The sequence below is a fragment of the Roseateles flavus genome (assembly GCF_039872765.1).
In the GTDB taxonomy this organism is placed as follows: domain Bacteria; phylum Pseudomonadota; class Gammaproteobacteria; order Burkholderiales; family Burkholderiaceae_C; genus Roseateles_B; species Roseateles_B flavus.
Genome location: NZ_JBDPZC010000001.1, coordinates 484,734 through 508,064, shown reverse-complemented (window position 1 = coordinate 508,064; position 23,331 = coordinate 484,734). Strand labels below are relative to the sequence as shown.

General features: G+C 70.3%; 26 protein-coding genes. 11 read left to right on the top strand and 15 right to left on the bottom strand.

Annotated elements, in window-relative coordinates; translation table 11 throughout:
* Positions 1-223: 223 nt before the first annotated feature.
* The 3 genes from ABDJ40_RS02230 to ABDJ40_RS02220 form a co-directional block, all read right to left on the bottom strand.
* Positions 224-604: a DUF2845 domain-containing protein gene (locus ABDJ40_RS02230; protein WP_347605561.1), complete on the bottom strand. Its 381-nt coding sequence runs from the start codon at positions 602-604 to the stop codon at positions 224-226.
* Between the two features lie 42 nt (positions 605-646).
* The gene (gene rpe / locus ABDJ40_RS02225) at positions 647-1,324 is read right to left on the bottom strand and encodes a ribulose-phosphate 3-epimerase (protein WP_269632053.1); all 678 of its coding nucleotides are present in this window, start codon (positions 1,322-1,324) and stop codon (positions 647-649) included.
* A gap of 98 nt (positions 1,325-1,422) precedes the next feature.
* Entirely contained in the window at positions 1,423-2,034 is a 612-nt protein-coding gene (locus tag ABDJ40_RS02220) for a DNA-3-methyladenine glycosylase I (RefSeq protein WP_269632054.1), read from the bottom strand.
* A 134-nt stretch (positions 2,035-2,168) separates the two neighbouring features.
* Between ABDJ40_RS02220 and apaG the strand changes: the two genes are divergently transcribed.
* Positions 2,169-2,543 (top strand): Co2+/Mg2+ efflux protein ApaG, encoded by a 375-nt coding sequence (gene apaG, locus ABDJ40_RS02215; RefSeq protein ID WP_269632055.1) that lies wholly within the window; start codon positions 2,169-2,171, stop codon positions 2,541-2,543.
* On the top strand, positions 2,543-4,561 hold the full coding sequence (locus ABDJ40_RS02210) for a site-specific recombinase (protein ID WP_347605556.1): 2,019 nt from the start codon (positions 2,543-2,545) through the stop codon (positions 4,559-4,561). Before apaG ends, ABDJ40_RS02210 begins: the two co-directional genes overlap by 1 nt.
* A gap of 84 nt (positions 4,562-4,645) precedes the next feature.
* Here ABDJ40_RS02210 and ABDJ40_RS02205 read toward each other — a convergent pair whose 3' ends face one another.
* Positions 4,646-4,777 (bottom strand): hypothetical protein, encoded by a 132-nt coding sequence (locus ABDJ40_RS02205; protein ID WP_347605553.1) that lies wholly within the window; start codon positions 4,775-4,777, stop codon positions 4,646-4,648.
* Between ABDJ40_RS02205 and mltA the strand changes: the two genes are divergently transcribed.
* The 4 genes from mltA to ABDJ40_RS02185 all read left to right on the top strand — a co-directional run bounded on the left by mltA (position 4,776) and on the right by ABDJ40_RS02185 (position 9,897).
* Positions 4,776-5,969 carry a murein transglycosylase A gene (gene mltA, locus ABDJ40_RS02200; RefSeq protein WP_347605550.1) on the top strand — a complete coding sequence of 398 codons (1,194 nt, stop codon included), beginning with the start codon at positions 4,776-4,778 and terminating at the stop codon, positions 5,967-5,969. The two genes, ABDJ40_RS02205 and mltA, sit on opposite strands and share 2 nt — an antisense overlap.
* 251 nt (positions 5,970-6,220) lie before the next feature.
* Positions 6,221-7,687: a sensor histidine kinase gene (locus tag ABDJ40_RS02195; protein ID WP_347605547.1), complete on the top strand. Its 1,467-nt coding sequence runs from the start codon at positions 6,221-6,223 to the stop codon at positions 7,685-7,687.
* Positions 7,680-8,135 carry a response regulator gene (locus ABDJ40_RS02190; RefSeq protein WP_269632060.1) on the top strand — a complete coding sequence of 152 codons (456 nt, stop codon included), beginning with the start codon at positions 7,680-7,682 and terminating at the stop codon, positions 8,133-8,135. Before ABDJ40_RS02195 ends, ABDJ40_RS02190 begins: the two co-directional genes overlap by 8 nt.
* 13 nt (positions 8,136-8,148) lie before the next feature.
* A complete protein-coding gene (locus ABDJ40_RS02185; RefSeq protein ID WP_347605544.1) occupies positions 8,149-9,897 on the top strand; it encodes a putative bifunctional diguanylate cyclase/phosphodiesterase in 1,749 nt (582 codons plus the stop codon).
* A 21-nt stretch (positions 9,898-9,918) separates the two neighbouring features.
* On the opposite strand, the gene ABDJ40_RS02180 is transcribed toward ABDJ40_RS02185, so the two are convergent.
* Positions 9,919-10,197: a DUF427 domain-containing protein gene (locus ABDJ40_RS02180; RefSeq protein ID WP_347605541.1), complete on the bottom strand. Its 279-nt coding sequence runs from the start codon at positions 10,195-10,197 to the stop codon at positions 9,919-9,921.
* A gap of 77 nt (positions 10,198-10,274) precedes the next feature.
* Here ABDJ40_RS02180 and ABDJ40_RS02175 point away from each other — a divergent pair, with 77 nt between their 5' ends.
* Entirely contained in the window at positions 10,275-10,544 is a 270-nt protein-coding gene (locus ABDJ40_RS02175; protein WP_347605538.1) for a hypothetical protein, read from the top strand.
* A gap of 10 nt (positions 10,545-10,554) precedes the next feature.
* On the opposite strand, the gene ABDJ40_RS02170 is transcribed toward ABDJ40_RS02175, so the two are convergent.
* Both ABDJ40_RS02170 and ABDJ40_RS02165 read right to left on the bottom strand, forming a co-directional pair.
* Entirely contained in the window at positions 10,555-12,171 is a 1,617-nt protein-coding gene (locus tag ABDJ40_RS02170; protein ID WP_347605535.1) for a GDYXXLXY domain-containing protein, read from the bottom strand.
* Positions 12,168-13,139 carry a DUF2157 domain-containing protein gene (locus tag ABDJ40_RS02165; protein WP_347605532.1) on the bottom strand — a complete coding sequence of 324 codons (972 nt, stop codon included), beginning with the start codon at positions 13,137-13,139 and terminating at the stop codon, positions 12,168-12,170. The genes ABDJ40_RS02170 and ABDJ40_RS02165 overlap by 4 nt, the downstream gene beginning before the upstream one ends.
* A 172-nt stretch (positions 13,140-13,311) precedes the next feature.
* Here ABDJ40_RS02165 and ABDJ40_RS02160 point away from each other — a divergent pair, with 172 nt between their 5' ends.
* Entirely contained in the window at positions 13,312-13,977 is a 666-nt protein-coding gene (locus ABDJ40_RS02160) for a dienelactone hydrolase family protein (RefSeq protein ID WP_347605529.1), read from the top strand.
* Between the two features lie 3 nt (positions 13,978-13,980).
* Here ABDJ40_RS02160 and ABDJ40_RS02155 read toward each other — a convergent pair whose 3' ends face one another.
* From ABDJ40_RS02155 to hppD, 4 genes are all read right to left on the bottom strand, one after another.
* A complete protein-coding gene (locus ABDJ40_RS02155) occupies positions 13,981-14,361 on the bottom strand; it encodes a methylglyoxal synthase (protein WP_347605526.1) in 381 nt (126 codons plus the stop codon).
* A gap of 24 nt (positions 14,362-14,385) precedes the next feature.
* The gene (locus ABDJ40_RS02150) at positions 14,386-14,784 is read right to left on the bottom strand and encodes a response regulator transcription factor (protein WP_347605523.1); all 399 of its coding nucleotides are present in this window, start codon (positions 14,782-14,784) and stop codon (positions 14,386-14,388) included.
* 187 nt (positions 14,785-14,971) lie between these two features.
* On the bottom strand, positions 14,972-15,373 hold the full coding sequence (locus tag ABDJ40_RS02145) for a response regulator transcription factor (protein ID WP_347605520.1): 402 nt from the start codon (positions 15,371-15,373) through the stop codon (positions 14,972-14,974).
* A gap of 119 nt (positions 15,374-15,492) precedes the next feature.
* Entirely contained in the window at positions 15,493-16,536 is a 1,044-nt protein-coding gene (gene hppD / locus ABDJ40_RS02140; RefSeq protein ID WP_347605517.1) for a 4-hydroxyphenylpyruvate dioxygenase, read from the bottom strand.
* Between the two features lie 114 nt (positions 16,537-16,650).
* Here hppD and ABDJ40_RS02135 point away from each other — a divergent pair, with 114 nt between their 5' ends.
* Together ABDJ40_RS02135 and ABDJ40_RS02130 are read left to right on the top strand one after the other, a co-directional pair.
* Positions 16,651-17,556, top strand: a complete 906-nt coding sequence (locus ABDJ40_RS02135; protein WP_347605514.1) for a LysR family transcriptional regulator — start codon at positions 16,651-16,653, stop codon at positions 17,554-17,556.
* The gene (locus ABDJ40_RS02130) at positions 17,549-18,145 is read left to right on the top strand and encodes a hypothetical protein (protein ID WP_347605511.1); all 597 of its coding nucleotides are present in this window, start codon (positions 17,549-17,551) and stop codon (positions 18,143-18,145) included. The genes ABDJ40_RS02135 and ABDJ40_RS02130 overlap by 8 nt, the downstream gene beginning before the upstream one ends.
* Before the next feature lie 6 nt (positions 18,146-18,151).
* Here ABDJ40_RS02130 and ABDJ40_RS02125 read toward each other — a convergent pair whose 3' ends face one another.
* The 4 genes from ABDJ40_RS02125 to ABDJ40_RS02110 form a co-directional block, all read right to left on the bottom strand.
* A complete protein-coding gene (locus tag ABDJ40_RS02125; RefSeq protein ID WP_347605508.1) occupies positions 18,152-18,736 on the bottom strand; it encodes an NAD(P)H-dependent oxidoreductase in 585 nt (194 codons plus the stop codon).
* Positions 18,737-18,802: 66 nt separating this feature from the next.
* The gene (locus tag ABDJ40_RS02120) at positions 18,803-20,086 is read right to left on the bottom strand and encodes a glycoside hydrolase family 18 protein (protein WP_347605505.1); all 1,284 of its coding nucleotides are present in this window, start codon (positions 20,084-20,086) and stop codon (positions 18,803-18,805) included.
* 85 nt (positions 20,087-20,171) lie between these two features.
* Positions 20,172-20,873 carry a hypothetical protein gene (locus ABDJ40_RS02115; RefSeq protein WP_347605502.1) on the bottom strand — a complete coding sequence of 234 codons (702 nt, stop codon included), beginning with the start codon at positions 20,871-20,873 and terminating at the stop codon, positions 20,172-20,174.
* A 40-nt stretch (positions 20,874-20,913) separates the two neighbouring features.
* On the bottom strand, positions 20,914-21,828 hold the full coding sequence (locus ABDJ40_RS02110; RefSeq protein WP_347605500.1) for an EamA family transporter: 915 nt from the start codon (positions 21,826-21,828) through the stop codon (positions 20,914-20,916).
* A 238-nt stretch (positions 21,829-22,066) separates the two neighbouring features.
* Between ABDJ40_RS02110 and ABDJ40_RS02105 the strand changes: the two genes are divergently transcribed.
* Positions 22,067-23,257 (top strand): M48 family metalloprotease, encoded by a 1,191-nt coding sequence (locus ABDJ40_RS02105; RefSeq protein ID WP_347605498.1) that lies wholly within the window; start codon positions 22,067-22,069, stop codon positions 23,255-23,257.
* The last annotated feature ends 74 nt before the right edge of the window (positions 23,258-23,331 follow it).

Below are 23,331 nucleotides of genomic sequence, written 5' to 3'. Positions count from 1 at the left end.
CACCTTGTGGCGCCGCGCGGCTGCCCCGAGAGGGTCAGGTCTTGCGGCGATGGGTCTTCGCATGGGGGCCTGCGGCCCCGTGGCATGGCGGGGAGTATAGAAGTCAGCAGGCGCACGACAGGGACGGGAAACCCAGGAGGGTGCCCCGCGGAGAACGTCTGCCATGCTAATCAGGCCGCTTGGCGGCGCCGGCATCAGCTGGGCATCAGGCGCCAGCCCGGGCTCAGTGGCCGTAGCCCAGGTCCCGCACTTCGACCAGCGTGCCGTTCTCGAAGCGCAGGGCCTGCATGAACTGCTGCGGGCCGAAGTTGTAGACCCACTCGTCGATCACCACCGGCACCTGGCGTTCCACCTCCACCGCCGTCTGCACGGGCGGCCCGCCCGGAGAGGCGCGACCCCAGACCGTCTCGCGCACGCGCTGGAGGCGGTACTCGGTGCGCTGGTCCTGGGTGAAGGGGCTGCCGCACTTGCCCAGCACCTCGGCCTTGCGCAGCCCCGGATCGATCACGAAGGCGTTGCAGCGGAAGGCGTGGGCACCGCCATGGCATGCGCCCAGCAGCGCGAGCAGCGCGGCCAGGCGTCCGAGAGTGGGAGAAGCGCTCATCCGGGCTCAACGCGGCAGCCGCCGCAGCGGCTGACCCCGCGATCAGCGCGCCAGCTCGGCGCGCATGGCATCGATGACGGCCTTGTAGTCGGGCTTGCCGAAGATGGCGGAGCCGGCCACGAAGGTGTCGGCGCCGGCGTCAGCGATCTGGCGGATGTTGTCGACCTTGACGCCGCCGTCGATCTCCAGACGGATGTCACGACCACTGGCCTCGATGATCCGGCGGGCCTTCTCCAGCTTCTTCAGCGCGCTGGGGATGAAGCTCTGGCCGCCAAAGCCGGGGTTCACGCTCATGATCAGGACCAGGTCGACCTTGTCGATGACCCATTCCAGCACATCCAGCGGCGTGCCCGGGTTGAAGACCAGGCCGGCCTGCTTGCCCTCGCCCTTGATCAGCTGCAAGGTGCGGTCGACATGGGCCGAGGCCTCGGGGTGGAAGCTGACCAGGTCGGCGCCGGCCTTGCAGAAGGCCTGGGCCAGGGCATCCACGGGCTGGACCATCAGGTGGACGTCGATGGGCGCGGGCGTGCCGTCCGGCTTGACGGCGTGCTTCTTCAGGGCCTCGCACACCATGGGGCCGAAGGTCAGATTGGGCACGTAATGGTTGTCCATCACGTCGAAGTGGATCCAGTCGGCGCCGGCCGCCAGCACGTTGCGGACCTCCTCGCCCAGGCGGGCGAAGTCGGCGGAGAGGATGCTGGGGGCGATGCGGTGGCTCATGGCGGGCGGTGCTTGGGAGAATCGGCCCCGGCCGTCAGGGGGCCGGGGAGGCAGAACCCGTGATTTTACGAAAGCACGCCACCCCGGCGGCGCCGGATTCAGCGCGGCGGCGTGAAAGCCTGCCGCGCCTGGTCCACCCGGACCCGCCAGCCGCAGCCGGGGGCGTGGTCGTTGATCAGGCCCATGGCCTGCATGAAGGCATAGCAGGTGGTGGGGCCGACGAACTTGAAGCCCCGGGCGCGCAGGGTCTTGGACAGGCGGCGCGAGGTCTCGGATTCACCGCGCACCGGCGCCTCGGCCGCGGCCGTCTCCTCAAAGGCCCAGAAGAAGGCCGCCAGCGAGCCGAACTCCTCGCGCAGGGCCGGCACCAGGCGGGCATTGTGGATGGCCGCCTCGATCTTGCCGCGGTGGCGCACGATGCCGGCGTCGGCCAGCAGGCGTTGCACGTCGGAGTCGTCAAAGGCTGCGACCCGGTCGGGATCGAAACCGGCAAAGCCCGCGCGGAAGGCCTCGCGCTTGGCCAGGATGGTGCGCCAGCTGAGCCCTGACTGGAACCCCTCCAGGCACAGCTTCTCGAACAGGCGCTTTTCGTCGCTGACGGGAAAGCCCCATTCCGTGTCATGGTAGTGACGGTAGGCCTCGAAGCCCGGCGCCTCGCACCAGGCGCAGCGGGCTTGGCCGTCCTCGGCCACATGGATTCGGGTGTTCATGGCGGAGCCTTCGCGGCGTCGGGAAAGGCCCGGAGCTTAAGCGCGGCCGCGCCCCGCCGTCGTCCTCCATCTGTGCGAGTGACGCACATCGCACAACTACCAGGGCTTTGGCGTCAGTCCATAGAATGGGTCGCATGGCCCATCTCGAATTCAAGTGCACGGTGCAAGTCGCCGCGCTGCCCGAGCAGACCGACCCCGATCGCGGTCTGCATGCCTACAGCTACACCATCACCATCACCAATGCCGGTGACACGCCCGCTCAGTTGATCGCGCGGGAATGGACCATCTCCGATGCCGCCGGCACGGTGCAGGAAGTGCGCGGGCTCGCCGTCGTGGGACACCAGCCGCTGCTGCAGCCGGGGGAGAGCTTCCGCTACAGCTCCTGGGCGCAGATCGCCACGCCCCAGGGCACCATGCGCGGGCGCTACCTCTGCGTGAGCGAAGACGCCGAAGTCTTCTACGCCGACATTCCCGAATTCCTGCTGGCCGAGGCCAGCCAGCTGCATTGATGGCGGGCCGCTTCTTCAGGAACCCCGCGGCCTGGGACCTCACGGCCCTGCTCAACGCCGCCGACCCCAAGGCCGCGCTACCGGCACGCAATCTGTGGCTGGCCCGCCTGCTGGAGTGGCTGCGCCACGCGCCCACCTCGCGCGAGGATGCCCGCGCCGCCGGCGCCACCGCCCTGCCCCTGCTGCGCCTGAAGCACCTGCTCAATGTGCTGGACCGGCATCCCGAGCATCAGGCCGCGGTGCGTGGCGTGATCGCCCGCTGCTGGAGCGAGCTCAATGCCATCGGCCTCTTTGCCGATGTCGGCTTCGCGCCGCGCATGGCCCTGTGGGGCGAGGTCTTCCACCGCTTTCGGCTGCGCCTGCTGCCGGGCACGGTGGACACCTCCGAGCTGGGCGAGCTCTTCGCGCAGCTCTTCCCTGAAGCCACCGACGAGGCCTGGCTGCGCCAGATCGACGCCCCCCTGCTGGCCCGCCTGCAGGCCCTGGTGTTCCCGCAGGACGACGACGGCGGCTGGCGCGCCCCCATGCGCGACGCGCTGACCGTGCTGGTCAGCTCCGTGCGGGCAGCCGGGCTGTCCGGGCCGCTGCGCCTGCGCATGGGCGCGGACACGCTGGCCGGGCACCCCTTCGAGCAGCTGGCGCGGGCCAGCGAGCAGTTCGTCCAGGCCCTGGATGGTCCTGACGAAACCGCCCTGCGCCAGGCCCTGCAGGTGCTGCGCGCCCTGCTGGACCAGTGCCGCAGCGCCGTGCAGTCCGTGCCCGAGCACCTGGAGGCCTATGGCGTCTCGGTGGACATCATCTTCGACGTCGAGCAGCTCACCGAGCGCCTGCGCCGCATCGAGGATCTGCTGGACTGCCTGGTCGCGCCGGACCCCGCGCCGCGCCTGCTGCAGCTCACCGCCGACCTCGTCCGTGTCACCCACGAGCGCCGCAGCCTGCGCACGCTCTTCGCGCGCCACTATTCGCTGCTGGCCCGCAAGGTGGCCGAGCGCAGCGCCGAGACGGGCGAGCACTACATCACCCGTGACCGCGATGAATACCGCAGCATGCTGCGCCGCGCGGCCGGCGGCGGGGCGGTGATCGCCGGCACCGTCTTCGCGAAATTCGCGGTGATGGCCCTGGGGCTCAGCGCCTTCTGGGCCGGCTTCTGGGCCGGCGCCAACTATGCGCTGAGCTTCGTCATCATCCACCTGCTGCACTGGACCGTGGCCACCAAGCAGCCCGCCATGACGGCGCCGGCCATGGCTCACAAGCTGAGCCAGATCGGCACCGACGAAGGCCTGGACGGCTTCGTCGACGAGGTGGCGCACCTGGTGCGCTCGCAGGTGGCGGGCATCCTGGGCAACCTGGCCGTCGTGGCCCCCCTCGTGCTGCTGGTGCAGGGTGCCGCCGTGCTGCTGGCCGGCGCGCCTTTGGTGGGCGAGAAGGACGCGCACTACACCCTGCATTCGCTCAATGTGCTGGGACCGTCGTGGCTGTATGCGGCCTTCACCGGCGTGCTGCTCTTCATCTCCAGCCTGATTGCGGGCTGGGCGGAGAACTGGTTCGTCTTCCACCGCCTGGACAGCGCCATCGCCTGGAACCCGCGCATCGTGGCGCGCCTGGGGCCCACACGGGCGCAGGCCTGGGCGGCGTGGTGGCGGGCCAATGTTTCCGGCATGGCCGCCAACATCAGCCTGGGCCTGATGCTGGGCCTGGTGCCGGCGCTGCTGCAGTTCCTGGGCTTGCCGATCGAGGTGCGCCACGTGACCCTCTCGACAGGTCAGCTCGCGGCCGCCGTGGGCGCGCTGGGGCCCGGCGTGGCGCTCACGGCACCCTTCTGGCTGTGCGTGCTGGGCATTGCGGGCACCGGCGTGCTGAACCTGGTGGTGAGCTTCGCCCTGGCCTTCCGCGTGGCGCTGCGCTCGCGCGGCATCCAGCTGGCGGACCGCGCCCGCGTGCGCCGCGCGATCTGGCACCGCCTGCGCCGTTCGCCGGGAAGCTTCCTCTCCCCCCCGGCAGGCCCCGCCGGCCGGTGACGGGGCGGCCCCTGCCGGCCTCGCCTGCTCCCGGTGGATGCACCCACGGCAGCGGCAGCGGGGCATCGCCGGGGAAGGCGGTGGTCAGCGCCTGCTGTCGTCCTGCTCGGGCGGCACCTCGCGCTCGCCGCGCTTGCGGCCAGAGAACATGGTCCACCAGACGATGAAGATCAGCAGGCCCAGGGCCCCCAGGGCCTCCAGCACAATCACGCCCATGTTGTTCGCTTCCTCTTCCTTCCAGGCCCGCCCATCCACTGCTGCTCCCGGCCGGGGCCGGCGAGGCTGGCTGGGCGCGGCGATTCTAGGGCTGCTGGCCGCGTGCAGCAGCACACAGCCGCCGCCGACGGCGCCCGTCACCGTCCCGCCGGGCACGCCCTCGGTGGAGACGCCCCAGGGCAGCGCCCCGGTGATGCTGCGCGAGCGTTCGCGCTGGGTGCAGGCCAGCTGGGCCGAGCTGCCCGGCTGGAGCGAGGACAGCGCCCTGGCCGCCTGGCCCGCGCTCCTTCGCTCCTGCAGCAAGCCGGCACCGGGCTGGACCCAGGCCTGCGCCCAGGCCCTGGCCGCGAACCCGCATGACGAGATCGAGATGCGCGCCTGGCTCCGCGAGCACCTGCAGCCCTGGCGGGTCGAGAGCCTGGAGGGGCAGACCGAAGGCCTGGTGACCGGCTACTTCGAGCCCCTGCTGCAGGCGGCCCGCAAGCCGCAGGGCGCCTTCCGCATCCCCCTGCACGGCGTGCCGCCGGACCTGGCACAGCGCAAGCCCTTCTACACGCGCGCCCAGATCGAGGGCGATGCCGCAGTGAAGGCACGCCTCAGGCCGCTGGAGCTGGCCTACGTGGACGACGCGCTGGAGGCCCTGGTGCTGCACATCCAGGGATCAGGCCGGGTGCAGATGCGCGAGCCCGATGGCCAGACCCGCCTGCTGCGCCTGGCCTTCGCAGGGCATAACGACCAGCCCTACCAGTCCATCGGCCGCTATCTCATCGACAAGGGCGAGCTGCGGCCCGGCGAGGCCTCCTGGCCGCAGATCCGCGATTGGGCGCGGCGCAATCCGGCGCGCATGACCGAGCTGCTGTGGGCCAATCCGCGCTATGTGTTCTTCCGCGAGGAAGCGCTGCCTGATCCCGAACTGGGCCCCAAGGGCGCCCAGGGCGTGCCACTGACGCCGGGTCGCTCCATTGCGGTCGACAAGGCCAGCATCCCCTATGGCACGCCCGTGTGGCTGGATGCCACCGAGCCCCTCAGCAGCACGCCCCTGCGCCGCCTGGTCGTGGCGCAGGACACCGGCAGCGCCATCGTCGGCGCGGTGCGTGCCGACTTCTTCTGGGGCTGGGGCCCCGAGGCCGAAGCCCAGGCGGGGCGCATGAAGCAACCCTTGAAGCTGTGGGTGCTTTGGCCGCGCAGTTGAGCCAGCAGGCCGCGCTCCGCCGACGAACAGGCGTGCATCCGCGGCGAATGGGTCCCGTGCTGTCGTGAACGCACCCTCATCGCCACCCCCGATGGACGCTTACCCGGCCAGGTAGCACCGCGCAGATCGCCCTGCCCATGGGCGCTTCCGACGCCCTGGCAGGACACCCAGGCTTGTGTGCCCTCGGGAATGCAGATAAGGTCCGGGCACGAGCGCGGGTCTATGCAACCCGATTCCAGGGAGCGTTGGTCATGGCTGTAGAGCAGAGCTTGTCACCGTCCGTCGGGGAGTTGCGTGCCGTCCTCGAGCATGCGCCGGTCGGCGTGCTGGTGGTGAGCCGGGCCCCCGCGCGCATCCTGTATGCCAATATCGCGCTGGAACGGATGCTGGGCTACGAGCCCGGCTCCCTGACCGGCCAGACCCTGGAGCAGCTGCTGCCGCAGGCCGCACGGCCTCATCACGACGCCTGGATGGCCGAGTTCTTCGCCGACCCGCGCCAGCGCCGCATGGGCGCCGGACGCGAGCTGTTCGCGCAGCACCGCGAGGGTCACGCCGTGCCGGTGGAGATCGCACTGGCGCCGATGCAGCTGGATGGTCAGCTCTGCGCCGCGGCCTACATCTCCGACCTCTCCCTGCGGCGCCAGATGCAGCGCCAGTTCGAGCAGATCTTCGCGGCCATGCCCCAGGGCCTGCTCATCGTCGACGAGCAGGGCCGGATCAAGCTCAGCAATCCCGCGCTGGAGGCGCAGTTCGGCTATGCGGCCGGCGAACTGCTGGGCCAGCCGATGGAAGTCCTGCTGCCGCAGCGCTACCGGGCCGGCCATGTGCATCACCGCGACAGCTACGCCCGGCAGCCCACGCAGCGCTGGATGGGAGCGGGCCGCGATCTCACGGCCCTGCACAAGTCAGGGCAGGAGTTCCCGGTGGAGATCGCGCTGGCCATGCTGGACATGCACGACGGCCGCCAGGCCCTGGCCATGGTCAGCGACATCTCGCTGCGCAAGAAGGCCGAGGCGGCCCTGCAGCAGACCAATGCCCAGCTGGAAGAGTTCACCTACGTGGCCTCGCACGACCTGCGCTCCCCGCTGCGCGGCATCGGCGACCTGCTCAGCTGGATCCGCGAGGACCTGCCCGAATCGGCCCTGACACCCGCCGTGCTGCAGAACTTCGAGCGCGCCAGCACCCGCATCGAGCGGGCCGAACGCATGATCGACGACCTGCTGGACTACGCACGCGCCGGCCAGCGTGACCAGCGCCTCGAGGCGGTGGATCCCAGGCTGCTGATCGAGGAAGTCCTGTCACTGGTGCACATCCCGCCGGACTTCCAGGTGGAGGTGGACGTCGAAGGGCAGGCCTTCACGACCCCGCGCGTGCCGCTGAGCCTCAGCCTGCGCAACCTCGTCAGCAATGCCGTCAAGCACCACGGTGGGACGAAGGGCCGGATCCTCATCCAGATGCGAGAAGAGGGCCGCTTCAATGTCTTCACCATCGAGGACGACGGCCAGGGCATCCCCGCGGGGGCCGATGAACGGATCTTCAAGCTCTTCCATCGCGCCAACACCACGACGGCAGGGCACGGCGTCGGGCTGGCGGTGACGCGGCGCATGATCAACGCCCACGGCGGCGCCATCGTCACCAGCCGGCAGGGCCTGCTCGGCGGCGCCTGCTTCCGTGTCCACTGGCCCCGCATCGTCATGAAGGAGGTCGACGATGACTAGCTCCGACAGCCCTCAGGCCCTCCCGGCCAGCGCCCCCTTCAGCGTGCTGCTCGTGGACGACGACGACGTGGCCACGGAAGGCGTGCTGCGCAGCTTCAAGAAGCTGGGCATCCACTGCAACACCGTCACGGCCGAGGACGGCCTGGTGGCCCTGGAGATCCTGCGCAACCAGCATCCCACGCGGCGCCTGAGCGGTCCCTTCCTCGTGCTGCTGGACCTGAACATGCCGCGCATGGATGGCTTTCAGTTCCTGGAGGTTCTGCGCAAGGACCCGGCGCTGAAGCGGACCGTGGTCTTCGTGCTGACCACCTCGGCCCGGGACACCGACCGCGCCCGAGCCTACAACGAGAACGTGGCCGGCTTCATGGTCAAGTCGGCCGTGGGCCCGCAGTTCTCGCTGCTGGCCAGCTTCCTCGACAAGTACTCCGCCTCGGTCTACCTGCCCTGACCCGGAGCCTCGCATGGAAGCGCTGAGCATTGCCGAGACCGGTGACATCTACGCCCTGCTGGTCGACGACGACGACGTGGACCGCGAGCGCCTGGCGCGCATGCTCAAGCGCTACCGGCGGCCCATCCACATTGCCGAGGCCTCGTCCAAGTCCGGCGCCCTGGCCGAGCTGCGCGAGCGCAAGGTGCGCTTCTCCTTCATCTTCCTGGACTTCAAGCTGGACGACGGCGACGGCCGCGATCTGCTGCCCGACATCTGGGAAAGCGTGGGCGCCGACTGCGTGGTCGTGGCGGTCACCGGCGGCGGCAGCGAGAAGACCGCGGCGGACGCCATCAAGCTGGGCATCCGCGAGTACCTCTCCAAGGTAGACCTCTCCACCGACAAGGTCAGCAGCGCGATCGACGAGGGTCTCAAGTGGATCCAGGTGCAGGCGCGGCTGCGCCAGGCCGAGCAGGATCTGCTGCACAAGAGCCTGCATGACGCGCTGACCGATCTGCCCAACCGCCATGTGTTCTTCGACCGCCTGGAGCAGTTCTGCATGATCCACCGCCGCAAGTCAGACCCCTTCGCGGTGCTGATGCTGGATCTGGACCGCTTCAAGGAGGTCAACGACATGCGCGGCCACGTCGTCGGCGACCGGCTGCTGGTGGAGGTCTCGCGCCGCCTGGCGGACAGCGTGCGCGAGGCCGACACCGTGGCGCGCCTGGGCGGCGACGAATTCGCCATGATCCTGCACGGCGTGCATTCGCTGGAGGTGGCCCAGGCCATGGCGCAGAAGGTGGTGAAGCTGCTGGAGCAGCCTTTCGCGCTGGGGGCGGACGTGCTGCGCATCGGCGCCTCGGTGGGCATCGCCCTGTGCCCGCAGCACGGCCAGGAACCCAACACCCTGCTGAGCCGCGCGGACAACGCCATGTACCGCGCCAAGAAGGGTCTCGACAAGGCCGTCATCTACGACGAGCTGGAGCCCAAGAGCAGCAATTTCACCGACCGCCTGATGCTGCTGGGCGACCTGGAGCTGGCCCTGGACCGCGGCGAGCTGGACTGGCACTGGCAGCCCAAGATCGACCTGCGGGACGGACACATCCTCGGCTTCGAGGTGCTGGCGCGCTGGCAGCATCGCAAGTTCGGCAACGTGCCACCGGACGTGTTCATCGCGGCCGTCGAGCCCTCGCCCCTGCTGCCGCGCTTCACGCTGGAGACCTTCAACCGCGTGTTCAGCCAGCTCTCCCGCCTGCCGGCAGCAGCGGCGGAGGCGCGGGTGGCGGTCAACATCTCGGCGCGCATCCTGGAGTACCCGGATTTCGTCGAGCAGCTGCTGGCCGTGCTCCGGCAGCACGGGGTGCAGCCCGGGCAACTGACCCTGGAGCTGACCGAGACCGCGCTGATCGCCAACCCCGTGCAGGCGCGGCGGGTGATCGATGCGCTGGCGGCCGAGGGCCTTGAGCTGTCCATCGACGACTTCGGCGCCGGCTTCACCTCCTTCGGCTACCTGCGCGACTTCGCCATCAAGGAAATCAAGATCGACAAGTCCTACATCATCACGCTCGGCCAGAACCAGTTCGACCTGTCCCTGGTCACCAGCCTGGTGGTGTTCTGCCGCTCCCTGGACATCCGCCTGGTGGCCGAGGGCGTGGAGACGGCGGACTGCTGGCAGCGCCTGCTGGAGCTGGGCTGCCACTGCGGGCAGGGCTACGGCATCAGCCGGCCCATGCCCTTCGACGACCTGCCGACCTGGCTGGAGCAGTGGCGCCAGCGCCACTGAACCCGCCAGGGCGCCAGGGGTTCACTCCGTGACCTGCACGCCCTTCCAGAAGGCCACGCGGCCCTTGATGGCGGCGAATGCCTCGTTGGGCTCGGCGTAGAACCACACGGCGTCCGGGTTGAACTCGCCGTTGACCAGCAGGCTCAGGTATTGAGCCTGGCCCTTCTCGCTGCTGCTGCGGTGGTTGCTGAAGCTGGTGTAGGCCTTGTTCAGCGCGGACTCGGGGAAGTAGTGGTTGCCGTCCACCAGCACGGTGTCATTGCTCTCGGCGAGGATCACGCCGTTCCAGATGGCTTTCATGGCCAGGGCTCCCAAGGTGAAGATGCCGCGACTATAGGCTGCGCCCGCGGCTGCGCGCTGCGCCGACAATCCGGGCCATGTACCAACCCCTCAAACGTTTCCAGACCTACCGCGGCAAGGACATCCGCATCACCAGCGGCAGCGCCCGCGAGCTGCCGCCCGGCAGCTTCGCCGTGCTGGCCATCGGGGGCGGCGCCGAGGGCTGGGGACTGGCCCACATCGGCCCGGATGGGGACGCGGCCGACCTCGGGGGCGAGTACTACTTCGCCTCCGCCGAGGAGGCCCTGGACTTCCTGCACCAGCTGATCGACCTGATGCTGGACGGCGGCGATCCCGAGGCGGGCTGAAGCCGAGGACTCAGGGCAGCCGCCGCAGGTCCCTGTCGGCCAGGCCCACGAGCAGGGCGCGGCCGTCGGGCATCACGCGGAATTCACCGAAGGCCGCTGCGCGCAAGCGCGGCTCCTGGCCTTCCTGGAAGTACCAGGCATCGCTGACGAGCGTCCAGTGGCCATTGACCGGGCTCAGCATCAGCAGCTGGGTGCCGGCGGCCGGCGCCTCCTGCGCCTGCAGCAGGCGCACTTCGGTGGCCACGCCGCGGGCGTCCAGCCGGGCCTCCAGCCGAGGCCGCTCCTGCCAGGGGCCGGCGATCTCGGCCACGGGAGGCAGCGGCGGAAGGGCGTAGTTGACGCGCATGTAGTCGCCCTGGATCAGTGATCGCGGGTCCACCGGCGCCAGCCCCACGAAGACCGGCCGGCCCTGCGCGATGAGCCGCTCCTTCTGCCAGATCAGCCCGTTGACCACGCCCAGGCAGAGCAGGCCGCACACGGGGATCGACCACCGCGCGGCGCCCTCGGGCTTCGCAAGGCCGAGCCGCAGCGGACGGCGCTCGGCCGTCAGCCACAGCCAGGCCCCGAGCACGGTGCCCGAGGCCACGAGGATCAGGGCCTTGTCCGTCAAGGGCAGCGCCAGCTGGTAGTAGAAGCTGCCCAGCGTCCACAGGGCCACGGCGGCCGCGCCGAGGGCCAGCACGCGGCGGCTGCGCACCAGGGCCAGGCCCAGGACCAGCAGGCAGGCGCCCAGGGCAGGCAGCACAAAGGACAGCCCCAGGAGCAGCAGCGCCGGCACCAGCAGCCGCCACTGCCGCAGGACGGGCCAGGCCTGCGGCAGTGCCGCCAGGCCCAGCGCGGCAGCCAGCACCGACATCGCGGCCGGCCCCATTCGGCCCGAGGCCCAGAGGTGCGCGCCGAAGGCCGCATGCAGCTCCCTGGCAAGACCTGACCCCAGCCCCCCGCTCATCATGAAGGTGGGCCCGGACAGCCAGGCCAGCACGGGCAGCAGGCCCAGGACCCAGCCCCGGAGCACGGGCTCCAGCAGGGCCGCCGCGGCAGCGCCCGGCGCGCGCAGGCCCTGGGCGTGCAGCCAGGCCTGGGCGAGCCCCCACAGGCCCAGCGTCAGGTAGACCGACCACCACAGCGGGGCGAGATCGCCCCCGATCCAGTGCGGCCCCCGGACGAGCAGCAGGCACAGCCAGGCCCCCGCCACGCCCAGCATGAGGCGCAGCCAGTGCCGCGGCAGGGCCAGCACCAGGGCAGCACACAGGAGCAGTCCCAGGGCCGGCGCCAGACGGCTGGGCAGGTCGCGGCCCAGCGCATAGCCCACGCTGCCCAGCCCCAGCATTAGCAGGGGCAGGGCCAGCTGCTCCAGGAAACGCCCCACGCTTTCGGAGCGCAGCAGGCCCACGCCGGCCGCGAGCAGCAGCAGGCCGACGACATAGGCCGTCACCCCATGCTCCCAGGCCCGGCCCAGCAGCAGTGCCAGGAAGATGACGAAAGGGATGAGGGCCAGCCAGGCGCCCAGGGCCGTCAGCAGCTGGACCGGCCAGGGGCGCTCCGCCACGGGCAGGCTGGCCTCGGGCGGCAGCAGGCCCTGTTGCCGCGCCTGCACCATCCAGTCAGGCAGGGAGGGGGTGCTCATGGCGCGCCCTCCCCTGCCCCGCCCTGCGGCCGCGCGCGCCGCAGGATCAGCTGCACGCTGGCCGTCAGCAGGCCCGCCGCGACCAGGCCCAGCAGCAGCATGGCGCCGATGGGGTCGCCGTGCTGTCCCTTGAGCATCAGCCGGCCCAAGCCGGCCAGCAGCAGGGTGTCCAGGGCCAGGGCCAGCGCGCTGAGCGCATAGACCTCACGCCAGTACCAGGCCGCCGCCAGGCCGCCGGCCAGCACCAGCAGGCCCAGCGGGTACTGCGGCTGCACATGGCTCGCGATCAGGCTGCCCAGCGCCGTGGCCGACAGCCCGACCACACCCAGCAGCACTGCCGCCCGCCAGGCCCAGGGCTGCACGCCGGGCGTGGGCGGCTTGAGGGCCATGCCCGCGCCCAGCAGCGCGAAGGCCAGGAAGCCGCAGGCATGCACCCCCAGCGTGGCCGTCGTGGCCTGCCACTGGAAGCCGGCGTGCGTGTGCGTCCACAGGCTGATGCCCGTGACGACCACCAGCACCCAGGGCGTCCAGACCAGCTCGCTGCGCGCCCCCCAGCACAGGGGCAGGGCCAGCGTGGCCCACAAAGCGAAGAGCTGCCAGGCGTCGGCACCGGTGGGATAGGTCTGGCCGAAGAGGGCCAGCAGGCCCCCCAGGCTCAGCAGGGCCAGCAGGCCCGCGGCCCCGCGCCAGGCGGGCCGCGCCCAGGCCCCCAGCAGCGCAGCGGCCAGCAGGCCCTGCAGCAGCAGGAAACGCGTGCTGCGCGCCAGTTCGCCCCAGTTCGCGGCCACCCACATCATCGTGCCCAGGCCCAGCAGGCCAGCGGCCAGGCCGGCTGCACCCAGGCGCAAGCGGCCCAGGGCGTCCGGCGGGGCCTGATCGAGGCCGCTGAGGGCCCACAGGCGCCGTGCCCGGGTGCCGTCCAGGCCCTGCTCGGCCGTCCATCGATACAGCTGCTCATGCAGACTCATGCATGCCCTCCATGGCTGCCCCGCATCTCACGGGGTGATGCCCGCCTCGGCCCAGCGCCAGGCGGTCCCGACAACGGACGGGTGCGCTGCCCGCCACGGACGGCCCCGCGACATGGGCAGGACCGGTGCGATGATAGCCAGCGCCCGCCCACCCAGACCCTGAGGAGCCTCCATGGGACAGATGATCGAGTTCAAGCGACCCGACGGCCAGCGCAGCGCCGCCTACCTCGCCCCGGCCGAGCCCGGTGCGCCGGGCCTGGTGCTGATCCAGGAATGGTGGGGGCTCAACGGGCACATCCGGGCGCTGGCCGACCGCTTCGCCGCCGCGGGCTTCGAGACCCTGGCGCCGGACCTCTACCGCGGCCGCCTGGCCAGCAGCGCCGACGAAGCCAGCCACCTGATGAACGGCCTGGACTTTCCCGATGCCACGCACCAGGACCTGCGCGGCGCGGTGCTGCACCTGGCCGCGACGGGCCGCAAGGTGGGGGCCCTGGGCTTCTGCATGGGCGGCGCGCTGACCGTGGCCGCCGCCGTGCATGTGCCGGAGCTCGATGCGGCCGTCTGCTTCTACGGCATTCCGTCCGCTGGTTTTGCCGACCCGGCCCGCATCCGCAAGCCCTTCCAGGGCCACTTCGCCACACGGGACGACTGGTGCACGCCGGCCGCGGCGGCGCAGCTGGAGCAGGCCATGCGGGCCGCCGGCCAGCAGCCCGAGTGCTTCCACTACGAGGCCGACCACGCCTTCTTCAATGACGCCCGCCCGGAGGTCTTCGATGCCGCCGCCGCCGCGCTGGCCTGGCAGCGCAGCGTGGACTTCCTCCGGCGCACGCTGGCCTGAGCGTCAGCCCGGCCCCAGGCGATCCTGCAAGGCCTGCAGCATCAGCCGGGCGCTGGCCACATTGGTGGCGCAGGGCACGTCGTGCACATCGCAGGCGCGGACCAGGGCGTTGATGTCCGGCTCATGCGGCTGCGGGGTCATGGGGTCGCGCAGGAAGACCACGGCGTCCACCCCGCCCACGGCCAGGCGGGCGCCGATCTGCAGGTCACCGCCCAGCGGGCCCGAGAGCAGGCACTCGACCTGCAGCCCGCATTCGCGCTGCAACCGCCCACCGGTGGTGCCGGTGGCCATCAGCGTGCAGCGGCCCAGCAGGCCGAGGAACTCCCCAGCCAGGGCCACCATCTCCTTCTTCCTGCCGTCGTGGGCAATCAGGGCCAGCTTCATGCGACCCATGATAGGGCGCAGGCGTTACAGCGAGATATCGAGAATGGTCTCGGGCACGTCTTCCAGCCAGGCCGAGAGCTGCTGCTGGACATGCTCGGGCGCGCAGGACTCGGGCAGATATTCGTCAGCGCCTTCGGCCAGGTCGATGACGATCTCCTCGAACTGGTCGCCGCCCAGCATCAGCACGCGGGTGCGCCAGAGGCTGGGATCGGCCTTGATGCGGCGGCACAGCTCCATGCCGTCGATGGGGCCGGGCATGAAGCGGTCCAGCACCACGGCGTCCGGGCGGCAGCTGCGCGCCAGGATCTCGCCGGTGGCGGCGTCGGCGCATTCCAGGATGTCCACATCCTCGGCGTCGAGGCTGGCTCGCAGGAGGCTGCGAATGTCCGTCCGGGGTTCAATGAGCAACAACTGCTTGCGCATCACGCACCTTTCAAGCTGGGGGCTGGAATGAATCGGGGCGAAGGGTCGCAAAGCTCGCAGGCGCTGACCAAGGGGTTAATCCTGACGCGGACCTGATCCCCGCCCCAGGCCGCTCGGGGGCGCGACATTTGTCACGAACGGGGGGATCAGTATTTGCCCGGACCGAGGCCGCCTGCCGCGGCCGGGCTCAGACGGCGATGTCCGGCTGCAGCGGCGGGGGCTCGTCGAACCAGAGATGCAGCTGCTCGGCCAGGCGGGCAGGGCTGAAGGGCTTGATGAGGTATTCGTCGGCACCGGCCTGGCGGCCGATCAGCACATCGTTGCGGTGCCCGCGCGCACTGACCATCAGCACCTTGATGCCGGACAGCGTGGGGTCGGCCTTCAGCCGGCGGCACAGCTCCAGGCCGTCGAAGGGCCCGGGCATCATCACGTCGAGCACGATGGCGTCGGGCCGGCATTCGCGGGCCAGGATCTCGCCGGTGGCGGCGTCCGCGCATTCGAAAATCTCCAGGCCCTCGTCCTCGAGGGTCATGCGCAAGAGCTGGCGGATCTCGGACTGGTCTTCGACGACCAGCAACTTCTTCTTCATGGGCAGGGCTCCGGAACCTGCCAAGGCTAGCGCCGCAGGCCGGCGCGCACGCTGACAGCGCACAAACGCCGGCCGCCCTGCCGTGAACTATGGGCGCCGGGGGCGCCCTTGTGCGAGCCTCAGATCAGGCCGCGGCGCTCCTGGTCCTTCTCCAGCGAGCGGAACAGGGCGCCGAAGTTGCCTTCGCCGAAGCCCAGGTTGTTCGCGCGCTGGATGATCTCGATGAAGATCGGCCCGATGATGTTCTTGGTGAAGATCTGCAGCAGGTAGCCCTGCTCGTCGCCGTCGACCAGCACCTGATGCTGCGCCAGGCGGGCGTGGTCCTCGCGCACGCCGGGCACGCGCTCGAAGACCTCGCGGTAGTAGTCCGCATCGATCTCCAGGGTCTCGATGGGGCTGCCCTTGAGCGCATCCAGCGAGGCCAGGATGTCGCGCGTCAGGAAGGCCAGGTGCTGGACGCCGGGGCCCTTGTACTCGCGCAGGTACTCGGCGATCTGGTCCTTGTCATCCTTGGGCTGGTTGATGGGGATGCAGAAAGAGCCATCCGGCGAGCGCAGCGCAAAGCTGGTCAGCCCGGTCTTGACGCCCTGGATGTCGAAGTAGCGCACCTGGGTGAAGCCGAAGATGTCGCGGTAGAAGTCCGCCCACTTGTCCTGCTCGCCGGGCGGCACGTTGTTGGTCAGGTGGTCCACCACCAGAAAGCCCTTGTCCGGCTGGACCAGGGGCTGCTCCAGGGCCACGAAGTCACGCTCGTAGAGCGACAGGGGCGCGGAGCCCCAGGACTGGGCATCGATGAAGTAGATCACGCTCTCGCCGATGCCCCACACGGCCGGATAGGCATGGTCCTTCAGGGCGGCCGGCACCTCCACCGCGCCGCGGCTCACCGCCGCGTGCAGGGCAGTCTGGGCGTCGTCCACGCGCCAGCCCATGGCGCTGATGGCCGGGCCATGGCGGCGGGCGAACTGGGCCGAATGGCCTTCGCGCTCGCCGTTGAGCAGGAAGTGGATGTCGTTCTGGCGGAAGTAGGCGATGTCCTTGGACGCATGGCGGCGCAGCTTGGAGAAGCCGAAGGCCCAGAACAGAGACTCCAGATGCTGCAGATCCGGGCCGCAGAACTCGGTGAACTCGATGCCGCGAAGGCCGCAGGGATTGATCTGGCTCATGGGGTCTCCTCTTTTCCTGGGTAGAGCGGGGGGGTGGATTGACCGTGATTCTTCTTGGGGCTCAAATTCGAAGAAAGCGAATTTCCTTGCGAAACTCATTCAAGAAAATCGATCATGAAGCTCGACCTGGAGGCCCTTGCCGCGCTGGACGCCGTGGTCCGCAACGGCAGCTATGCACAGGCCGCGGAGCACCTGCACAAGGTCACCTCGGCCGTCAGCTACCAGGTCAAGAAGCTGGAGGAGCAGCTGCGCCTGCCCCTGCTGGACCGCAGCGGCTACCGCGTGCGCCTGACGCCGCAGGGCGAGGCCGTGCTCAACGAAGGCCGGCGCCTGCTGCAGCACGCCCATCAGCTGGAGGCGCTCGCCCAGCAGCTGGCCTCGGGCTGGGAGCCGCGCCTGCTGGTGGTGGTCGACGGCATCCTGCCGCAGGCGGACACCCTGCAGGCGCTCAAGCAGCTGGCCGAAGAGGGCATCCCCACGCGGATCCAGCTCAAGATCGAGTTCCTGCACGGCGTGCAGTACCGCTTCGACAAGGACCACGCCGACCTGATGCTGGTCAAGGAATACGAGCCCAATGCCCAGTGCCGGGCGCTGGCCTTGCCGGAGGTGGAATGCGTGCTGTGCATCGCGCCGGAGCACGCCCTGGCCCGGCTGGGGCGGCCTGCCACGCTGGCCGAGCTGCAGGCCCATGTGGAGCTCAGCGTGCAGGACAGCAGCGAACGCGGCGATGATCGGCACATGTTTGGCGGTGAACGCGTCTTCTATCTTTCCGGCTTCATGGCCAAGCGCCAGGCGCTGCTGATGGGCATGGGCTTCGGCTGGATCCCCCGCTACCTGGCCGACGAGCCCCTGGCCAGCGGAGCGCTGCAGGAGCTGGCCTACGAGGGCGGCTCGCGCTACCGCTTCACGCCCTGGCTGGTGCAGCGCCTGGACCGCCCGCTGGGCCGGGCCGGCCAGCGCCTGGTCGAGCTGCTGGCGCCCTCGGCACAACCGGCCGTGCCCGGAGGCGCGCATGCCTGAGTTCAGCCTGCTGCTGCTGCTGGCGGGCGGCGTCTTCGTGCTCAATGCCATGCCGGCCTTCGCCCCGCCGACCTGGATGCTGCTCGCCTTCTACGCCCTGCAGCAACCCGGCACCGCGCCGCTGGCCATCGCGGGCGTGGCGGCCGTCGCGGCCACCGGCGGTCGGCTGATGCTGGCCCGCTCCGCCCAGCGCATCAGCGCCAGCCGCTGGATGCGCCCCGCCATGCGCGCCAACATGCACGAGGTGGCCGACGCCATCAAGGGCCACGAACGAGCCAGCACCCTGGCCTTCCTGGCCTTCGCCATCAGCCCCCTGCCCTCCAACGTGCTGTTCCTGGCCTACGGCCTGGCCCGGGCGCCGCTGCGGCTGCTGGCCTGGCCCTTCTTCGTGGGGCGCTTCATCAGCTACACGGTCGCCGTGATCGGCGGTGCCTATGCCGGGCGCCAGCTGGAGCTGCAGCTCAGCGGCCTGGCCGGTGGCATCTACTTCGTCGTCAGCCAGTGCCTGCTGCTGGCGGGCGTCTGGCTCTTCACCCGCATCAACTGGCGCCAGGCGCTGCGCAGCCGCTGGCTGCGGTGGTGGCACTGAGGCGGCTCAGGCCGCGCGCTGCCCCAGCCGGCGCAGCTTCTCCTGCTGGGCCTGCAGCTGCGCGGGCTTGAGCTGGCCGACCATGCCGATGAGGGTCTCGTGGATGGGCGCGATGCCCACGAAGCCCAGGATGTTGCGCTCCAGGGACTTGAGGCTGTGCGCCCGGAAGTAATAGCGGTAGACCAGGGCCGGCATGCCCATGGTCACCAGCACGCGGGCCGAGCGCCCCTGCAGGCCCTTGCGGCCGAAGGGGTTGCCGCCCTCGGCCTTGAAGGCAAAGCCCGGCCGCGCCACCTGCTCCAGAAAGCCCTTCAGCAGGGCCGGCATCTCGCCCAGCCACAAGGGAAAGACGATCAGCAGGTGCTGCGCCCAGGCGATGTCCTCCTGCGCCTGGCGCAGGCCGGGCGGCAGCGCCCCCTGCTCCCAGTCCTGCTGGGAACGCAGCAGAGGGAAGTCCAGGCGGGCCACGTCCACCTGGCGCAGCTCGTGGCCGGCCTCGCGGGCGCCGGCGCCATAGGACTCGGCCAGCGCATGGCAGAGATGCGGTGCATCGGCATCAGGATGACCTTGCAGGATCAGGATGCGTGTCATGGAGAGCTCCGTGCGGGCGGGAGTCCTCATCTTGTTGGCAGCCGGGCCGCCGCGCCTTGACCTGGCTCACGGCAGTACCGGATGCCCCAGGCCGCGGTTCATGGCGTTGAGCAGGGCGCCGTTGTCCTGGCTCCACTCCCAGGCAAAGAGCCCGGCCAGGCCCTGCTCGCGCACGAACTGCCCCTTGGCCAGCACGGCGCGCGGATCGTCATAGCCCATCCACAGCTGCAGGCGCGGCTGGTAGAGGGCATAGGCCTGGGTGAGGGGATCGAACAGCACCTGGTAGCCATGCCGCGGCCGACCCTGCCCATCAAAATAACGCTGCGAAAGCGCGGCCCAACCCATGGAGCCGTCCCCCCCCGGGAAGGCGCCCGTCTTGCCGGCCCCGTGCCGCGGCTCGCGCACGCCGCTGAAGCCTCGCCCGTACATCGCCACGCCGGCCACCAGCTTGGCCCGGGGCACGCCCGCCTCGACCAGGTTCTGCACCGACTGCGCCAGGCTATCGTCCGACTGCGGCGCCGAGCCGTGCAGCGCGCTGTGGTGCCCCACGCGCTCGGACCAGCCGCCGTGGTAGTCGTAGCTCATCATGAAGACCAGGTCCAGGGCGGGCGCTGCGCGGCGGTAGTCGATGCGCCGGGTGATCTGCTGGATGGGGTTGACGGCCACGGTCAGCTGGTAGAGCCGGCCGGTCTCAGCCGTCAGGCGGTCCAGGCCCGCCCTCAGGTCCTGCATGAGATCGGCAAAGCCCTGCCCGTCCGCCGGACTGCCCAGCGCGACACCGTTGGCGCTGCCATTGCCGCCGGGGTGCTCCCAGTCGATGTCGATGCCGTCGAAGGCCGGATGCTCGCGCAGGAACTGCAGGGCCGAGGCCACGAAGACGGCGCGCCGCGGCGCCTCGTTGGCGAAGTGGAAGAAGGGATCCGAGCCACCCCAGCCGCCCACGGAGGCCAGCACCTTCAGCTGCGGCGCACGCGACTTCAGCGCGGCAAAGGCAGCATCGAAGCGGGCATCGACGGCGCTCCAGCCCAAAGAATGCTCGGCCCGGCCCTCGCACTTGGGCGCGTCCTTGGGCAGTTGCCCGGGGCCGCAGGCGCGCAGGAAGGCGTAGAGCACATGCGTCAGGCTGCCCGCGGGCAGGGCGGCCACACGGCTGGGTGGCTCCCAGTTGGCCACGTAGAGGCCCAGCACCTTGCCGCTGGTCGGCTCGAAGTCCAGCGCGCCGGGCGTGAACAGGCCCGCGGGCGGCGGCGGCGCAGGCTGAGGGTCGGCCCAGGCCGAGGCGACGAGACCCGCCACCAGCAGCAGGCACAGGCTGCGGCACAGGCGACGGGGCCGGAGGGACTTGAGCATGGCGATCCTTTCACGCAAGAGCTCGCAGCCTAGCGCAAATTAGATGCCACTTGAATACCAATTAACCGAAACAGGCGCTCCAGACTCAGGGCGCCACCTGAATGCGGACCTGCAGCTCGCGGCTGCTCACCGACTCGGCGTCACGGGTGCTGAAGGTGCCGCGCTCGCTGCGCCGCAGCGGGCCACCCGTGCGGGCCACGGTCACCCATTCGTCCAGCGGGACCAGGGCCGTGGACTCCAGCTCGGTGCGCACCGGCGGCTGGCCGGCGCCGGACTCGCTGGGGGTCAGGTCTTGCGTCCGCAAGGTGACCCGCACCGGCTCGCGGCCGCCCGACCAATGGGGTTCCAGGCTGAAGCCGCGCACCTGCTCGACATAGCCCTGGCGCAGCTGGGCTCGGCCCGCGTCCCGGGCCGGCGCCTGTCCCGTCGAGCCCGGAGAGACCGGCACGCTCATGTCCAGCCACTGCAGGGGCGTGAGCTCGGCCAGTTGCACCGAAGCCCGAAAGCCGTTGAGGACGGTCAGGCGCTGCAACAGCTGGCCTTGCGCGGCGTGCTGCTCGGTACTCAGCACGATGGCGCCGCGGGGCGAGACCGAGCCGCCCGTGCCCACCACCACCGCGCCATCACGCACGCCGGCGACGGCCGCCTGGCTCACGCGGCTGTCCACCCAGCGCAGCTCCACCCACAGATTGACGCGCGGCTCGGCCGCCCGGGCGGGCAGCACCAGGGCCAGGTTCAGGACCAGAGAGGCGAACAGGCTCAGCAGCGCACGGCGAGAGGCATCCATGGCCTGAGCATACGCCGCGGCCCTGGCCGCGAGCCCGGGATCAGCCGGTGGTCGCGGGCTTGTTTCCCGCCTTCGCCCAGGGCCGCAGGGGCCACAGCAGGTTCAGCGCCAGACCGCTGAGCACCAGGGCCGCCGCCGTGAGCTTCCAGCCCGGCAGCGGCTCATGCAGGTACCAGGCCGCCGTGCTCATGCCGAAGACCGGCACCAGCAGGGCCATGGGCACGATCTGCGAGGCCGCATGGCGCGACAGCAGCCAGCTCCACACGCCATAGCCGAAGAGCGTGTTGGCGAAGGCCTGCCAGGCCACCGCCCCCCAGGCGCCCCAGCCGGCCTGGCTGAGCCCTTCGCCGATACGGGCCGGCCCCTCGAAGACCAGGGACATCAGCAGCAGGGGCGGCGCCGCGAAGAAGCTGCTCCAGACCACATAGGCCAGCATGTTCACCCGCCCGGCCTTCTTGCCGACGATATTGCCGCTGGCCCAGCTGAAGGCCGCCAGCAGGACCATGCAAAGGCCCGTCACCGTGGTGCTGCCGTCGGTATGGCTGGCGATGACGGCCAGGCCGCAGGCCGCCAGGCCCAGCGCCAGCCACTGGAAGCCCCGCACCGGCTCGTGGGTGATGCGCATGGCCAGCAGCAGGGTGAAGAAGACCTGGGTCTGGATCACCAGCGAGGCCAGGCCCGGCGAGATCTGCGAGCCCATGGCCAGGTAGAGCAGGCCGAACTGCCCCACGCCCACCAGCGCCCCATAGGCCGCCAGATTGCGCCAGGGCACGTCCGGCCGGGGCAGGAAGAAGATGGCCGGGAGCACCGCCATCGAGAAGCGCAGGGTCGCGAAGAGCAGCGGGGGGAAGGCGTTGAGCCCCAGCCGGATCACCACGAAGTTGCTGCCCCAGATGGCCACCACGGCCAGGGCCAGCAGGAAATGCCTCAAGGGAAGGCTGCCGGAGCTGCTCAAGATGCGCCTCGCGAGATCAGGTACGGAAGAGGCGCAGCCTAGCAGGCCCGGGCCCGCGGCGCCGGCCGATGGACATGCGTATCGCCCGTCTGGCGCTGTTGCAGGCATGCGATTCACCCCCATCGGAGGGACGGCCGACGCGCGGCGGCTGGGCACAATCGCGGCCCCGGGCGCCGTGATGGCCGCCCTGCACCCAGGCCATGCTCCCTTGCGGAGCCCCGGCCTCAACGGAAGTCCCATGAAAGAACTCGTCTACCCCAAGGAACGCACGCTGGGTCTCATCACCCTCGTGCTGGGGGTCCTCGTCTGGCTGGCGCTCATCGTCGGCACCTTCGGCACCGCCCTGATCGGCCTGCTGCTGGCCTTCCTGGCCTATGTCTTTGCGCAGTCGGCACTGATCTCCTACATCAAGGGCAATGGCGTCGAGCTGACGGCCAGCCAGTTTCCCGACCTCTGGGAGCAGTTCGAGGACTGCTGCCGCCGCCTGGACATCGCTCAGCTCCCGCGCGCCTATGTGCTCAACGGCGACGGCATGCTCAACGCCTTTGCCACGCGATTCCTGGGCACCCAGTACGTCGTGCTGCTGAGCGGGACGCTGGAGGCCATGGCTCAGCACGAGGACGGCGTGCGCTTCTACCTGGGTCACGAGCTGGGCCATCTGCGCATGAAGCATCTGCAGGGTCAGGTCTTGCGCTGGCCGGTGCTGTGGCTGCCCCTGCTGGGCGCGGCCTATTCGCGGGCCCGCGAGTACACCTGTGACCGCCACGGCGCCGCCTGCTGCAACACCCCCGAGGGCGCGGCCCGGGCCCTGGCCGCGCTGGCCGCCGGCTCGCAGCGCTGGCGCGACCTGGACCTGCCGAGCTACCTCCGCCAACTGCGCGAGACCGGCGGCTTCTGGATGTCCTTCCACGAGCTCTGTGCGGCCTACCCCTGGCACACCAAGCGCGTCGCCCGCGTGCTGCCGGAGGCCAAGGTGCCGTCCCGCAACCCGCTGGCCTGGCTGCTGGCCGTCTTCGTGCCCTATGCCGGCCGCCTCGGTGCCGGCTTCGGCCTGCTGATGATGGTCTACATCATCGGCGTACTGGCAGCAATCGCGCTGCCCAAATACCAGGAGTACCAGCTCGTGGCCAAGGTCGCCACAGCGCTGACGGACAGCGCGCCGGCCCGCCAGGCGCTGTCCGCCTTCTATCAGGCGCAGGAAACGGTGCCCGACACGCTCGATGAAGTCGGCATTGGCAGCACACTGCCCTCCGGCGCCCAGCTGAGCCTCAACAGTGAGAACATGACCCTGTCCATCGTCCTGGGCAAATCCACGCTGAATCTGGTGCCCCAGGTGCAGAAGGACGGCAGCCTGCTGTGGGTCTGCGAGATGCAGGGGGACGTCACGCCCAAGAAGCTGCCGATGAACTGCGAGCAGGGCATCCGCTGATCCCGCCGCACCAACAGCGCACCAACAGCGCACCAACAGCAAAGGGGGCCTCGGCCCCCTTTTTCTTTCTTGGC

Coding starts and splice junctions, on each gene's coding strand:
- ABDJ40_RS02230 (WP_347605561.1), bottom strand. CDS start 604: ATGAGCGCTTCTCCCACTCTCGGACGCCTGGCCGCGCTGCTCGCGCTG.
- rpe (WP_269632053.1), bottom strand. CDS start 1,324: ATGAGCCACCGCATCGCCCCCAGCATCCTCTCCGCCGACTTCGCCCGC.
- ABDJ40_RS02220 (WP_269632054.1), bottom strand. CDS start 2,034: ATGAACACCCGAATCCATGTGGCCGAGGACGGCCAAGCCCGCTGCGCC.
- apaG (WP_269632055.1), top strand. CDS start 2,169: ATGGCCCATCTCGAATTCAAGTGCACGGTGCAAGTCGCCGCGCTGCCC.
- ABDJ40_RS02210 (WP_347605556.1), top strand. CDS start 2,543: ATGGCGGGCCGCTTCTTCAGGAACCCCGCGGCCTGGGACCTCACGGCC.
- mltA (WP_347605550.1), top strand. CDS start 4,776: ATGTTGTTCGCTTCCTCTTCCTTCCAGGCCCGCCCATCCACTGCTGCT.
- ABDJ40_RS02205 (WP_347605553.1), bottom strand. CDS start 4,777: ATGGGCGTGATTGTGCTGGAGGCCCTGGGGGCCCTGGGCCTGCTGATC.
- ABDJ40_RS02195 (WP_347605547.1), top strand. CDS start 6,221: ATGGCTGTAGAGCAGAGCTTGTCACCGTCCGTCGGGGAGTTGCGTGCC.
- ABDJ40_RS02190 (WP_269632060.1), top strand. CDS start 7,680: ATGACTAGCTCCGACAGCCCTCAGGCCCTCCCGGCCAGCGCCCCCTTC.
- ABDJ40_RS02185 (WP_347605544.1), top strand. CDS start 8,149: ATGGAAGCGCTGAGCATTGCCGAGACCGGTGACATCTACGCCCTGCTG.
- ABDJ40_RS02180 (WP_347605541.1), bottom strand. CDS start 10,197: ATGAAAGCCATCTGGAACGGCGTGATCCTCGCCGAGAGCAATGACACC.
- ABDJ40_RS02175 (WP_347605538.1), top strand. CDS start 10,275: ATGTACCAACCCCTCAAACGTTTCCAGACCTACCGCGGCAAGGACATC.
- ABDJ40_RS02170 (WP_347605535.1), bottom strand. CDS start 12,171: ATGAGCACCCCCTCCCTGCCTGACTGGATGGTGCAGGCGCGGCAACAG.
- ABDJ40_RS02165 (WP_347605532.1), bottom strand. CDS start 13,139: ATGAGTCTGCATGAGCAGCTGTATCGATGGACGGCCGAGCAGGGCCTG.
- ABDJ40_RS02160 (WP_347605529.1), top strand. CDS start 13,312: ATGGGACAGATGATCGAGTTCAAGCGACCCGACGGCCAGCGCAGCGCC.
- ABDJ40_RS02155 (WP_347605526.1), bottom strand. CDS start 14,361: ATGAAGCTGGCCCTGATTGCCCACGACGGCAGGAAGAAGGAGATGGTG.
- ABDJ40_RS02150 (WP_347605523.1), bottom strand. CDS start 14,784: ATGCGCAAGCAGTTGTTGCTCATTGAACCCCGGACGGACATTCGCAGC.
- ABDJ40_RS02145 (WP_347605520.1), bottom strand. CDS start 15,373: ATGAAGAAGAAGTTGCTGGTCGTCGAAGACCAGTCCGAGATCCGCCAG.
- hppD (WP_347605517.1), bottom strand. CDS start 16,536: ATGAGCCAGATCAATCCCTGCGGCCTTCGCGGCATCGAGTTCACCGAG.
- ABDJ40_RS02135 (WP_347605514.1), top strand. CDS start 16,651: ATGAAGCTCGACCTGGAGGCCCTTGCCGCGCTGGACGCCGTGGTCCGC.
- ABDJ40_RS02130 (WP_347605511.1), top strand. CDS start 17,549: ATGCCTGAGTTCAGCCTGCTGCTGCTGCTGGCGGGCGGCGTCTTCGTG.
- ABDJ40_RS02125 (WP_347605508.1), bottom strand. CDS start 18,736: ATGACACGCATCCTGATCCTGCAAGGTCATCCTGATGCCGATGCACCG.
- ABDJ40_RS02120 (WP_347605505.1), bottom strand. CDS start 20,086: ATGCTCAAGTCCCTCCGGCCCCGTCGCCTGTGCCGCAGCCTGTGCCTG.
- ABDJ40_RS02115 (WP_347605502.1), bottom strand. CDS start 20,873: ATGGATGCCTCTCGCCGTGCGCTGCTGAGCCTGTTCGCCTCTCTGGTC.
- ABDJ40_RS02105 (WP_347605498.1), top strand. CDS start 22,067: ATGAAAGAACTCGTCTACCCCAAGGAACGCACGCTGGGTCTCATCACC.